The sequence below is a fragment of the Mycobacterium sp. NGS39 genome, assembly GCF_059812765.1.
The window spans coordinates 1-13,011 of the sequence record NZ_JCALDH010000022.1; the positions used below are offsets into that span (position 1 = coordinate 1).

At 62.9% G+C, this 13,011-nt stretch carries 8 protein-coding genes; 4 read left to right on the top strand and 4 right to left on the bottom strand.

All coding sequences use genetic code 11. The features are described from left to right. Positions 1-17: 17 nt before the first annotated feature. A complete protein-coding gene (locus AC5Y39_RS21085) occupies positions 18-1,019 on the bottom strand; it encodes a TerC family protein (RefSeq protein WP_500021674.1) in 1,002 nt (333 codons plus the stop codon). Between the two features lie 223 nt (positions 1,020-1,242). Here AC5Y39_RS21085 and AC5Y39_RS21090 point away from each other — a divergent pair, with 223 nt between their 5' ends. The 4 genes from AC5Y39_RS21090 to AC5Y39_RS21105 are packed head-to-tail and all read left to right on the top strand — an operon-like array spanning position 1,243 to position 4,191. Beyond that, on the top strand, positions 1,243-1,866 hold the full coding sequence (locus AC5Y39_RS21090; protein ID WP_500021672.1) for a DedA family protein: 624 nt from the start codon (positions 1,243-1,245) through the stop codon (positions 1,864-1,866). After that, complete coding sequence (locus tag AC5Y39_RS21095; protein WP_500021670.1) at positions 1,863-3,134, top strand: hypothetical protein; 1,272 nt, start codon at positions 1,863-1,865, stop codon at positions 3,132-3,134. The genes AC5Y39_RS21090 and AC5Y39_RS21095 overlap by 4 nt, the downstream gene beginning before the upstream one ends. 8 nt (positions 3,135-3,142) lie before the next feature. Next, on the top strand, positions 3,143-3,850 hold the full coding sequence (gene ppgS / locus AC5Y39_RS21100; protein WP_500021668.1) for a polyprenyl-phospho-N-acetylgalactosaminyl synthase PpgS: 708 nt from the start codon (positions 3,143-3,145) through the stop codon (positions 3,848-3,850). After that, positions 3,847-4,191, top strand: coding sequence for a DUF2304 domain-containing protein (locus AC5Y39_RS21105; protein WP_499907276.1), 345 nt, complete (start codon positions 3,847-3,849; stop codon positions 4,189-4,191). The genes ppgS and AC5Y39_RS21105 overlap by 4 nt, the downstream gene beginning before the upstream one ends. Positions 4,192-4,198: 7 nt before the next feature. On the opposite strand, the gene AC5Y39_RS21110 is transcribed toward AC5Y39_RS21105, so the two are convergent. From AC5Y39_RS21110 to AC5Y39_RS21120, 3 genes are read right to left on the bottom strand one after another with little or no spacing between them, the layout of a single operon-like run. After that, positions 4,199-5,143, bottom strand: coding sequence for a GDP-mannose 4,6-dehydratase (locus tag AC5Y39_RS21110; protein ID WP_500021666.1), 945 nt, complete (start codon positions 5,141-5,143; stop codon positions 4,199-4,201). Positions 5,144-5,166: 23 nt separating this feature from the next. Continuing rightward, on the bottom strand, positions 5,167-5,493 hold the full coding sequence (locus AC5Y39_RS21115) for a hypothetical protein (protein WP_500021664.1): 327 nt from the start codon (positions 5,491-5,493) through the stop codon (positions 5,167-5,169). After that, complete coding sequence (locus tag AC5Y39_RS21120; RefSeq protein WP_500021662.1) at positions 5,469-6,506, bottom strand: EspK C-terminal domain-containing protein; 1,038 nt, start codon at positions 6,504-6,506, stop codon at positions 5,469-5,471. Before AC5Y39_RS21120 ends, AC5Y39_RS21115 begins: the two co-directional genes overlap by 25 nt. Between the last annotated feature and the right edge of the window lie 6,505 nt (positions 6,507-13,011).

The window sequence follows — 13,011 nt, forward strand, 5'->3', positions numbered from 1 at the left end:
TCGCCGATCAACTCCCATTAGGCGACTTCGTCGGCCGCCTCGTCGTCGCCCTGCTCGGCGTTCACCCGTCGGGTCCTCATCAAGCTCGCGACCGTCGTGACCGTCAGGGTCACGACGATGAAGCCGAGGCTGAACAACGTCGGAATCTCCGGCACGTCGAAGGGTTCGCCGTTGTTGATGAATGGAACGGCGTTCTCGTGCAACGCGTGCAGCAGCAGCTTCACGCCGATGAACGTCAGGATCACGGCCAGCCCCCTCGACAGGTACACCAGCCGGTTGAGCATGTCGCCGAGCAAGAAGTACAGCTGTCGAAGACCCATCAACGCGAACACGTTCGCGGTGAACACCAGATACGGCTCTCGGGTCAGGCCGTAGATCGCCGGAATCGAATCCAGCGCGAACATGATGTCGGTGGTGCCGAGCGCCACGATGACCAAGAACATCGGCGTCATCAGGCGTTTGTTGCCCTCTTTGACGTAGAGCTTCAGGCCTTCCCAGCGGTCGGTGATGCTGAAGTGCGTCTTGGCGAACCGGACTACGAAGTTGTCGGCGTCGTCGTCGCGGTCCTTGTCCTGGGCAAGGTGAAAGCCGGTGTAGATGAGGAAGGCGCCAAACAGGTAGAAGATCCACGAGAACTTCTCGATGGCGACCGCGCCGAGCGCGATGAACACGCCACGGAACACCAGCGCAAGCACGATGCCGACCAGCAGCGCTTCCTGCTGGTTCTTCTTGGGCACGTTGAAGCTCGCCATGATGAGCAAGAACAAGAACAGGTTGTCGACGGACAGGCTGTACTCGGTGAGCCACCCTGCGAAGAACTCGACCCCGAACTGGCCGCCGTGTACCGCCCAGACGAAGCCGCCGAACGCGATAGCGAGCCCGATGTAGATCGCCAGGTAGATGCTGCACTCGAGCGTGCTGGGCTCGTGCGGTCGGCGCGCTACATAGACGACGTCGAACAACAACACGGCCACCGTCACTGCCAAGGTGATGGCCCACTCGAGCTGACTGACGTTCATGGAATCCTCCGGTCGTCGCGGTCGTCGCGAATTCACCGGAGGTCTCTTCCGCCGCTACCGCGGCCCGCGGGGCCGGTCGTCCGATCATTGGTCGACGTGATGACGACACCGCGGCGAAGGAATACTCCCCTCCGGAACCAGTCTCTCATGCCGAAGAGGCTCGGCCGCGGGCCGTATGGTCACTGTTGCTGAGGAGAGGGACTGACCAGCGGATGGAGCGCAGATGAGCCAGGGCCAGCTGCCGGGGGTGTTCGGTGATGTGCAGCCGCTGCTGGAGCACTACGGCTACCTGGCGGTCGGCGGGTTCGTGTTGCTCGAGGACTTCGGTGTGCCGGTGCCAGGCGAGGCCATCCTGATCGCGGCGGCCGTCTTCGCCGGCAGCGGCCACATGAACATCGCGCTGGTGATCCTCGTCGCTGTGGTCGGCGCGATCGTCGGCGACAACATCGGCTTCGCGCTCGGCCACTTCGGCGGCCGGCCACTTGTCGAGCGGTTCGGCCGCTTCGTGTTCCTCACCCCTGAGCGGCTGGACCGCGCCGAAGCCTACTTCGACCGGCACGGCGGAAAGATCGTCGTCGTCGCACGGTTCGTCGAAGGGCTGCGCCAGGTGAACGGCATCCTGGCCGGCACCGCCGGGATGCACTGGTTGAAGTTCCTGGGATTCAACGCGGTTGGCGCACTGCTGTGGGTGTGCATGTGGGCGCTGCTCGGCTTCTTCGCCGGCGAGAACATCAGCGAAATCTATGCCGGCTTCGAACGCTACAAGTGGTACGTGATCGCCGCGGTCGTGGTGGCCGTCGTCGGCTACGCCGCATTCCGTGTCCGACGACGACGGGCCGCCGCGTGACCGACGCAGGCACACCGACGGGGCCGATCACCCGGGGCAGCGTCGCGCGGGTGGGCGTGGCCACGGCGGTGACGGCGCTGTGCGGGTATCTGGTGCTGTACCTGGCCGCGAGAGACCTTGACCCGTCCGGGTTTTCGGTGTTCGGGGTGTTCTGGGGCGCCTTCGGGCTTGTCACTGGCGCGGCCAACGGCTTGCTGCAGGAAGCGACACGCGAGGTGAGATCGGCCCGCTACACGGTGATGTCGCCGGGTCCGCAGACGCATCCGCTGCGCGTGGCGGCGGTGCTCGGCGTGGTGGCCGGACTGGCGATCGCAGTGACGGCGCCGCTGTGGGCGGCGCATGTGTTCGCCTCGGAACGGCTGCTCAGTGTGGTGCTGTTGAGTGTCGGTCTGGCGGGGTTCTGCCTGCACGCGACGCTGCTGGGCATGCTGGCCGGCGCCGGTCACTGGACCCAGTACGGCGCCCTGATGGTGACCGACGCATCGATGCGAGTTGTATTGGCGGCGTTGACTTTTGCGCTGAGCTGGGGATTGGTGGGCTACCTGTGGGCGACAGTGTGCGGCGCGGTGGCGTGGCTGGTGATGCTGGTGGCGTCGCCGTCGACTCGTGCTGCCGGCGCACTGGCCGCCTACGGCGACACCGCGACGTTTCTGCGCGGCGCCGCGCATGCCATTGCCGCAGCTGGCGCCAGCGCCATCCTGGTCATGGGCTTCCCTGTGCTGCTGAAGGCGACATCGGGAGAGTTGGGCGCGACCGGCGGCGTGGTGATCCTTGCGGTGACGCTGACACGGGCGCCGTTGTTGGTGCCGCTGACTGCGATGCAGGGCAATCTCATCGCTCACTTCGTCGACCGGCACACCGACCGGTTGCGCGCACTGGCCGGCCCAGCGGTGGTGGTGCTTGCGATCGGATCGGTCGGCGTGGCGGCGGCCGGGCTGGCCGGGCCGTGGCTGCTGCGCGTGGGGTTCGGTGCGGAATACGACGCCGATGGCGCGCTGCTGGCCTGGCTGACGGCAGGTGCGGTGTCGATTGCTCTGCTGACGCTGACGGGCGCTGCGGCGGTGGCGGCGGCGCTTCACCGGGCGTACTCGCTGGGCTGGATCGGCGCGACGGTGGCGTCGACGCTGCTGCTGTTGCTGCCGCTGGAGCTGCAAACGCGCACGGTGGTCGCGTTGCTGTGCGGGCCGGTGGTGGGGATGGTGGTGCATCTGGCGGCGCTGCGCATGGTGCCTTCCACCGGCCCGCCACCGCTGCCGCCAACGCTCTGACGTGTATTTTGTGGGGCATCGATAGTGGCTACCCGGACGTTTGGATCATCGTCCCCGCGTACAACGAAGCCGCCGTCATCGGTGAAGTGATCGCCGATGTGCGCGCGGTCTTCGACCATGTCGTCTGCGTGGACGACGGCAGCAGCGACGACACCGGCCAGCTGGCGCTGCGGGCCGGGGCGCATCTTGTGCGGCACCCGGTGAATCTAGGCCAGGGCGCGGCAATCCAGACCGGCGTCGAGTACGCGCGTCGGCAGCCCGGCGCCGAGGTGTTCGTGACGTTCGACGCCGACGGCCAGCACCGCGTCAAGGATGTGCTGCGGATGATCGACAAGCTGGCCGCTGAGGACGTCGACATTGTCATTGGCACCCGCTTCGCCGATCACGGAGTGCGAAGTGACGTGCCCTTTCTCAAGCGCGTCGTGTTGCGCACCGTGGTGCGGCTGAGTCCGCGCGGCCGACGGCTCAAGCTCACCGACACCCACAACGGGCTGCGAGTCTTCAACCGGAAGGTCGCCGACGGTCTGGACATCACCATGAGCGGCATGGGCCACGCCAGCGAGATCATCGCGCTGATCGACGAAAACCATTGGCGCGTAACCGAAGAGCCGGTCGAGATTTTGTACACCGATTATTCGAAGTCGAAGGGTCAACCGCTGTTGAACGGCATCAACATCGTCTTCGACGGACTTTTTGGCGGAAAGAGGCGCCGATGAACTGGATTCAGGTACTGGTGATCGCGGCGGTGATCTCGCTGCTGGTGTTCTTGCTGCGCGCACGCGGGTCGGTGCAAGCGCGGGCGTGGGTGAAGGTGGGCTACGTGGCGTTCGTCGTCGCGGGCATCTACGCGGTGTTGCGACCCAACGACACGACTGTGCTGGCGCACTGGCTTGGCGTCGGCCGCGGCACCGACTTGATGCTGTACGCGCTCGTCGTCGCCTTCGCGTTCACGTCGTTGACCACCTACCTGCACTTTCGCGACGTCGAGCTGCGCTACACGCGGCTGGCGCGGGCGATTGCGTTGTCGAGCGCACAGCGGCCGCCAGACGCGTCGTAGCTCGAGTTCAAGCGGTCGGCTGGTGGCGGAAGTACTCGACCGTGCGGCGGACACCCTCGTCGATCTTGACGGTGGGACGCCAGCCCAACACCATCTCGGCGAGCCGCACGTCCAAGCATGACCGCTTCAGGTCACCGAGCCGTGGCGGGGCGAATTCGGGTTCGTCGGGCGCACCTACCGCCGCCGCCACCAGTGAATGCAGCTGGCGGTCAGACGTTTCCACTCCGGTGCCGATGTTGAAGCGCTGGCCACCGCCCTTGGAGCCGGACGCCTTGACGAACGCTTCGACGACGTCGTCGACGTACACGTAGTCGCGAGTGTTGGAGCCGTCGCCGAACACCCTCGTCGGCTTGCCGGAGAGTAGGGCCTGGGCGAAGATCGCGACCACGCCGGCTTCACCGTGCGGGTCTTGGCGCGGCCCGTAGACGTTTGCGGGCGCGATATGCGAGCAGTCAAGGCCGTACAGGTGGCGGAACGTGTTGAGGTAGATTTCGCCGGCGACCTTGCCGGCGGCGTACGGCGAGGCTGGGTCGGTGTGGACTGACTCGTTGGTGGGGTACTTGCTGGGTGTGCCATAGATGGAACCACCCGACGATGTGTGAACGACCTTGCGCGCCTTCGCTTTACGAGCGGCTTCGGCGAGGCGGATGGTGCCGATGACGTTCACCTCGGCGTCGTGCTGAGGGTCCGCTACGGAGCGGCGAACGTCGATCTGGGCGGCCAGGTGGAACACGACCTCGGGCTGGTGTCTGGACAGCAAGCTGTCGAGGTCAGCGGTGACGATGTCGTCCTCGACGAACGTGAAGTTGGGATTCTGTTTGGCCGACTCCAGGTTGCTGACGCGACCCGTGCTCAGATTGTCCAAGCCGACGACGTCGTGTCCGTCGGCAAGCAGCCGATCGACAAGCGTCGATCCGATGAAACCGGCAGCCCCGGTGACCAGTGCGCGCACCGGTTCACCATACCGATGGCCGGTTAGGCGTCTCTGACGTTTGTGCCACCGGACTCGGGGTAGACGCGGGCGATCGAGTAGGCATTCTCCTGCTCAGTGGCCTTCAGCATGTTCACAGCGGCCTCGGACTTGGCGCGCTGCTCGGGAATGGTGGCGGAGACAGCCGCGGCCCAGGCGTCGGCTTGGCGCTTCTGGGCTTCGGCGACCTTGGCGAGGGCGAGGTCGATCGGCGTGTCGCCCGACGCCACCGGGACGGGGCCGGGTTTCGCGACGCTCCTGACCGTCTCGGCGATATTTCGGACCTCTTTGAGTGTCTCTTCGGGGTCTACCTTGATGTTGCGGTTGTCCATAGCTGAGTCTCCTTGGTGACTTGCCTTGCGGCATAGACAATGTCGGCGTAATCAGGCGTATCGAGGCGCCACAGCGACAAGGCCTCGACAGCGCGGTCGATGTTGTGGTGGGCGCGGTAGAGCTCCGTTGCGCCTGATGTGGCGGAAGGTTCCATATCGAGGTAGCCGGGCCGCATCCACAGCGATTTGCGGTCGCGCTGAACGTGATTAAGGGCGGTCCATTGCGCGTCGGTCACGTCGGTGCCGCCGGCGAGGGCGCCGAAGATTTCCCGGATCACCGGGGCGACCTGGATGAACAGCGGTTCGGCGCCGGCCATCGCAACGCCGACGGCTTCGGCGGTGGCATCCCAAGCTTGGCGGCGCGCCTCATTGGTGTGGTTGGCGAGTTGCCGGTAGGCGTTCGGGTCGATGACGGCGAGGCGGTGGATACGGGATTGGTCGAGTGGCGGAACCGGCTCGTCAGGCGAGAACGGCGATTGCGTGGAGTCGCAATCCTGGTAGTGCGGGACGCCGGCGCGTCGGGCAGGTAGAACGGTCGAACCGCCGGGGTCGGTGGTGGCGGCGAGTGCGTAGAGGTCATAGTTCGGGTCTTGCGCGAAGCGGTGCGCGGCGTAGGCGACCATGGTGGCGGACGGGTTGACCCAGCCGAACCATTTGGCTTGAAATTCATTGTCCAGCAATGGATCTGCGAATATGTTCTTGAGTTTGCGAGGCAGGTACACGCCAGGCGGGATGTAGCCGGCGCCGTCGTTGCTAGTGACAAACGTTTCAGTTCCGGACCCGGTCTTGAAGACGGCGACGCACCAGTGCACGCCGGGGTACAGGCGCGAGGCGTGAAGCAGTTCGTAGGCCTGGCGGACGGCTTGGTCGAGCAACGGGTCCTTGGTCTGCGAGCTGACAATCGCCGCGCCGCTGCCGGTAGCGGCGACGCCGGATGTTGCGAGCACGCCGGGCGACACCGGTCCGGCGCTCGACGAACTCGAAGTGGCGGCGGTCGCCGTGCCGGGCGGCATGGGGGCGCCGGGGCCGGAAGTCGTGATCGTCGGTGCAGGGGGTGGCGGAGGCGGTGGTGGTGGCGGCGCAGGTGAGCGCGGGACGTCGGAGCCGTAGGGGGTCAGGCTGGCGGGGGGAATCGGCGGCGGGGCGATGAAAGGTGCCGCTTGGGTGGCAGAGGCTTGCGGGGGTGCTGGCGCGACTGGCTGCACAGGTGCAGCTGGTGCGGCGGCCGGCGCGGCCGAGCTCGGCGGCGGTGCGGTTGCCGCGGCGGCGTCGGTGACGACGGGTGGCGGGGTGGGTTGGTGAATCAGCGGCTGCGCCGCCGGGCCTGGCGATGTGGCGCTGCTGTTGAGAGCCTGGCTTAGGCCGCGGGAGAGGTCGGTATTGGGAGCGGTTGGTTGGTGGGCTGAGGGAACGGATGACGAACAGTTCGGCATACCCGGCGATCCCGACCCAGGGAAGGAGCCTGCTGGCATGGAGGCAGAGGTACTCGTTGATCCACCCATGGGACTGACTACAGGGTTGGTTCCTGTGCTGGGCGGCGCCCGGAAGGGCATTGCATATGGCGCGGATGTAGATTCCGCCGAAAAATGGGGTCTCCGTGTCCATCCAGGATCACTGTCGCTTCGACTTCCTGTTGGGTCCAGGGATGATCCGGTATTTGGGGTTTCCGGGCGGCGACGGACTCCGGGATCGGCGCCACTCCGGGCGGGAACTACGCTTGAAGACTGCTGATCTACTGGGCTGCTAGACGTCGATGACTCGTGTCCTGGATCTGTTGCCGCGCGCTCAGTGCCTTGTGTGAACGGTGTGGTAGGAAGCGGTGACTGCCGAAAACCATCCCCAGTAAGGCTTCTTACTCCGTATGCTCGATAACTGCCGCTGTCAGACCTATGTTGATTGCCGTACGGACGTTGATCCGTCAAAGATCGACGGTCTGAGCTGCGTTTATCGCCTGAAGTGTCTTGTGGTTTGTTGGCCGAAATCTCGGTTGGGGCATCTGCACTGACGACAACGGCACGCCGACGATGGGTATCAATGATATCTCGAATCTTCAGTGCAAGAGCGGTGTCCAAATCAGCGATTATCTGTTGTGCATCCGGCCGCCCTGCAGCCGCTACCTTCAGTGCATCGACGAAGTCTTGTACTGCCTTTATTTCCGATTGCGCATCTGACAGAACCTGTTTCATGCGTGTCTTCGATGTATTCAATGCCTGCGCACATTTTTCGGACGCACTGGCCATCGACCCATAATGTTCGCTCTGGTCCTTCAACAGCTCAGCGGTTCTTGTGTAGGAATGGCCCATGGCCTCGGCCCAAGCGCCACCATCTCGGCTGAGCAATCTATTCACTGTTCTCTTCACATCCTCGGCGGCTGTATTCGAATCGGCGGCAAATTCTGCTTGCCGATCAGAGCTGTGCCACCATATTGTTGGATCAGACTCCGGCCACAAGCCACCCAATATTTCACCAGCATACGGTCCAGCCGGTCGGGAGCTATCACCAACGGCCTTCATGACCAAGTGATACCTAATTTACTGCAAGTACCAAGTGGACCTCCGGCGTCGATTGACGCCTGAGTCCAGGTGGGCTCATCAAATGGGTCGACATGACCTGGTTGCACTAGCTCCACGTACAGCAGCTTGTCATCGATATAGGCCTGAAGCGTTCGCGTCAGGTACCTTGGTGGATTCGCATGTGCATTAAGCACTACTTGCGTTCGCTTCGTCCAATCTTCAATGAATGCGCGATAGCCTGGAATTGCGGATCCCTGCTCCGGCGAGCCAGGCGCCAGTTTGGCGAACGCTCGGTTCTGGTCCCCAATTTCTCTCATTAGCGGCTGAATCGCTTGGCACAGCGCTCGGTCAGCGTCCGCAACGAAGAGCTGCTGGGCAGGCACCGCTGGTGGCGGCGGCTCAGGCGGCGACGACGACGCCTCCGGTTTGCGTACGAGCGATACCACCAGCGCCGCAGCTGCCAGTGCTACAGCGATTGCACCCAAAACAACGCCCAGCCGAGAAGTCCGGCCCGACGGCCGTGAATACGGCGCTGCAATAGGCCCAGGCATTGACGGTGCAACGTGCCCCCCAGACGGCGGCGGCATCTGGTGCGGCCCATAGCCCATTCCCGGTGAGTTTCCATGCATTTCGCTAGCTTAAGCGGCCCACACCCAGCCCCGTACCACCAAACAACCCCGGCGACGTCCGACTTGTACACCTGGCTTAGGACATAACCGACAAAGGTTTGGGGCGGCGGTTCGTTGACCTGCGACTTTGTCGTCTTAGTCCTCCGATTGACGTACTAAGCCGGTAGGTTCAGGCAGCGGCGTACGTGCGGAAGATGCGCACCGCCTCAGGCGCGGAGCAGCACAGGTTGTGGGCAATATCGAGATCAACGCACCACCTTCGCGCACGTCGGGTTATGCATACCGACGCCCACCTGGGATTTGCCCGGACGAGCCCGCAAGATCGCTGACAGGATCAGGGTCTCTCGACAGCGAGGCCACGGCCCAGACTTAATCGGCGACGGGATCGCTGATGGGCGGACCGACCCTTCGGCCGTCGCGCCGAAGCTGCCAAAGGATGCGCCAGCGCCGCCCGGTCGGACAATCGCCACGCCATGGGCGACAGACAACGCGGTGTTCTGCGATCTGGCGATCGCCCGGTCTCGGTTGCACTACGTCACGGTATTGCTGGTGTCGACCTTCGTGAGGTGGCGTGATGGCCTGTACGACAACACATCTGCGCCTACGTCGGTGAGTAAAGCGCGCGGCGTCGGCCTTACTCGTGGGTTCCACGATACTTCCCGCCCTGGACCCAGCAGACCAATGCAGAATCCTAGCCGACCTAACATCCCCGCTGCGGGGCAATTAGCCAAAGGTCTTAACTGAGGAGCGCCCTACTTCGTGCGCGGCGCACTTGCTCGTTAATCCGAACTTCTCTGTTGTTCTGGCAGATCGAATCAGGAAGTGATCGATGTGGTAGGCGAGAGTCCGCCAAATATTCCTTGTAAGATCTCGCGACACGAAAAGTCAGATGATAAGCAGGTTGAGCTGTGTTATGGGTGCTCATGTATTGAAGACGGTGCAGCTGTAAACACCGACTTGGGATTATGCTCTGACTACTTAACAGCTGACCTTAGCCCCAACCCAACTTCAACTTCCTGCAGGTCTCTAATGGACCGCGCAGATCAGAGAGTGCTAGATTCCATGTGTTTTGATCCTCTGAATTGAGTGGCCGTGTCGGCCTCAAGTTCTGGACAAATAGGACCATGTCATCGACGAATCGTTGGAGCGTACGAGTTAAATACCGCGGTGGGTCTGAATGATTGTTCAACGCTTCCTGCGCCCGTGGAGACCAGCCTGTAATGAACGCTTGCAAATCCTCGACAGCCGCCATCTGTTCCGGCGATCCGGTTGCCATCTCAAAGAATGGCCGGGTGTGGCTGGCGGCCTCTGCCATCAGTGGGCCAATCGCCTGACAGAGCGGGCGGTCTGCGTCATCGTCAAAGACTTTCTGTCGCATGGCGGCAGGCGACGGCGGCACAGGGGGCGCTGACGATGAAGCCTCCGGTTTGCGTACGAGCGATACCACTAACGCCGCAGCTGCCAGTGCTACAGCTATTGCACCCAAGACAACGCCCAGCCAAGAAGTGCGCCTCGGCGGCGGTGAATAAGGCGCTCCAGCAGACATAGGCGCTGACGGCGTGACATGCCCACCAAACTGCTGCGACATCTGGTGCGGCCCATAGCCCATTCCCGGTGAGTTTCCATGCATTTCGCTAGCTTAAGCGGCCCACACGCGGCCCCGTACCACCAAACAACCCCGGCGACTTCCGACTCGTCCAGTCGAGCAAGTCTGCATGCCGCGAGACGAAAGCACCCATAGCAGTCGCCCAGGCCCACGTGCCTCCGGGGTGCCATCACCGCCGGGCTTCCGGTCGCGGCTCAGCTCACCCTCCGGACTGTCCTGGCTTTCCGCGGCTACTTCCACTCCTGACTTAGGACATGGCCGACGGAGTTTGGGTAGGCAATTCTTTGGTCAGCGACTTTGTCGTCTTAGCGCCCTAATCAGGCAATACGTGGGTAGTGGCGTACATACGGAAGGTGCGCACGGCCTCACGCGGGCGGCAGTACAGGTCGCCCGCAAACTCGAGGTCAAAGCACCATCTTGGCGCATGTCGGGGCAGCGCACACCGACGCATACCTCGGGATTCTGCTTGAACAAGGTCGCTGTCGGCGGCCGCTCTGACACTCCGGTACGTCGCATGCATAGCTTTCGCCCGCTGACCGTCATTACGTTCGATCAACGTCCTATCATCACGCTCGACTCATCAGCGGATCGTCCGACTCGTGTCTCAGAAGTCGACTGATGATTCCCACGTCGTGCCAATCTGCCACCTTGGCATGGCCAAATATTGACCCACAAACATTCCGAAAACTCGCGTGACGGCATATCCTTCGGAAAGCAATTAGAGAAAATAACAGTATTTGCTGCTACCAAGGAGCGCCCAGCTTCTGGCATCTGAACTGTGGACCGCTGTAGTCGCTGGACGACAATCGGAAAGTTGACACGCCTACTCCGTCACTGACGGTGTCACGTTCGACATACAAAACCATATCGTCCACAAAGCGCTGAAGCGTGCGCGTCAGATACCGAGGTGGTTCCGAGTACTTGTTCAACTCGCGCTGCATCCGCACCGCCCAACCTTCGATAAAAGTCCGAAACCCCGGAAGCGCGGCAGCCTGCTCCGGCGAACCACGTTCATGCTGACTGAATGACCTAGTTTGGTCATCACCCTCTCTCATAAGTGGGCCGATCGCCTGACAGAGCGCACGATCAGCGTCGTCAACGAAGACCTGCTGCGCAGGGGCCGCTGGCAGCGGCGGCGCAGGCGGCGACGACGACGCCTCCGGTTTGCGTACGAGCGATACCACCAGCGCCGCAGCTGCCAGTGCTACAGCGATTGCACCCAAAAAAACGCCCAGGCGAGAGGTGCGGCCCGACGGCGGTAAATACGGCACTGCAATAGGCCCAGGCATTGACGGCGCGACGTGACCCCCAGACGGCGCCGGCATCTGATGTGGCCCATAGCCCATTTCCGGTGAGTTTCCATGCATTTCGCTAGCTTAAGCGGCCCACATGCGGCACCGTCTCACCAAACACCTCCGGCGACTTCAGGCCCGTCCAGTCAAGAAAGTCGCTTGCACCGCGACGGAAGGCACATGGCAATCCACACGGCCCACGCCCCCGGGTGCCATCACCGCCAGGCTCCCGATCGCGGCGCGGAAAGTGCGCACGGTCTGACGCGGGCGGCAGTACAGGTCGCCCGTAAACATCGAGCTCAACGCACCGTCCTGGCGCATGTCGGGTCAGGCTGTTGACCCACAATCATTCGCGAAAACTGGCGCGACGGCATATACCTGGGAATGGTTGGACAGAATGCCAGTGTCTGCTGTTACCAAGGAGCACCCAACTTCTGACACCTAAATTGTGGACCACTGTAATCACTGGAGGACAGCCGAAAAGTCCACACGCCGACCTCGTCACTGACGGTGTCGCGTTCGACATATAAAACCATGTCGTCTATGAATCGCTGGACCGTGCGCGTCAAATACCGAGGTGGTTCGGAGTACTTGTTCAACTCGCTTTGCATCCGGCGCGCCCATTGTTCAGTAAAGGAGCGAAAACCTGGAAGCGCAGCAGCCTGCTCCGGCGAGCCTCGTTGATGCTGGCCAAATGACCTAGTTTGGTCATCGCCCTCTCTCATCAGTGGGCCGATCGCCTGACACAGCGCACGATCAGCGTCGTCAACGAACACTTGCTGCGCAGGCACCGCTGGTGGCGCCGGCGCAGGTGGCGGCGACGACGACGCCTCCGGTTTCCGAACCAGGGAAATCGCCAGCGCTGTGCCCGACAGCAGTACGGCGATTACCGCCAAGACGAGACTGAGACGAGAAGTGCGTCTCGGAGGCGGCGGGTATGGACCCGGCGGCGGAATAGATGGCGCGCTGGCACCTCCAGCTTGCGGAGGCATCTGGTAAGGCCCGTAGCCCGCGCCCGGCGGATTCTCTTGCATTTCGTTAGCCTAAGCGGCGCCCTTGGCCGCCCGTGTCACCAAACGAGACTGGTCCCACGAGGCTCGTACAGTCGAGGAAGTCTGCATGCCCCGCGATGAAAGGACCCATGGCAGCCCGCACGGCCCGCATTCCCTGGGTCGCCGTCACCGCCGGGCTCTTGACCGCGGCACAACTCGCCGTCCCTGCCGTGCCGGCTTCCGCGGCTACTTCATCACGATACGGTCTAGCCGGTCGAGGGCTGCCACCAACGGTTCATGACCAAGTGATACCTAGCTTCGCGCAAGTGCCTAGAGGCCCCCCAGCATCGATCGCTGCTCGGTTCCACGTGTCCCTGTCATACGGATCTACATACTGCGGCTGCACCAGCTCTACATACAGCAGCTTGTCATCGATATAGGCCTGAAGCGTTCGCGTCAGATACCTTGGAGGATTCGCATGTCGAT

What these genes read in the sequence shown, in the direction of transcription:
- AC5Y39_RS21105 (WP_499907276.1), top strand. Translation starts at nt 3,847, where the DNA reads ATGAACTGGATTCAGGTACTGGTGATCGCGGCGGTGATCTCGCTGCTG.
- AC5Y39_RS21085 (WP_500021674.1), bottom strand. Translation starts at nt 1,019, where the DNA reads ATGAACGTCAGTCAGCTCGAGTGGGCCATCACCTTGGCAGTGACGGTG.
- AC5Y39_RS21115 (WP_500021664.1), bottom strand. Translation starts at nt 5,493, where the DNA reads ATGGACAACCGCAACATCAAGGTAGACCCCGAAGAGACACTCAAAGAG.
- AC5Y39_RS21120 (WP_500021662.1), bottom strand. Translation starts at nt 6,506, where the DNA reads ATGCCGCCCGGCACGGCGACCGCCGCCACTTCGAGTTCGTCGAGCGCC.
- AC5Y39_RS21090 (WP_500021672.1), top strand. Translation starts at nt 1,243, where the DNA reads ATGAGCCAGGGCCAGCTGCCGGGGGTGTTCGGTGATGTGCAGCCGCTG.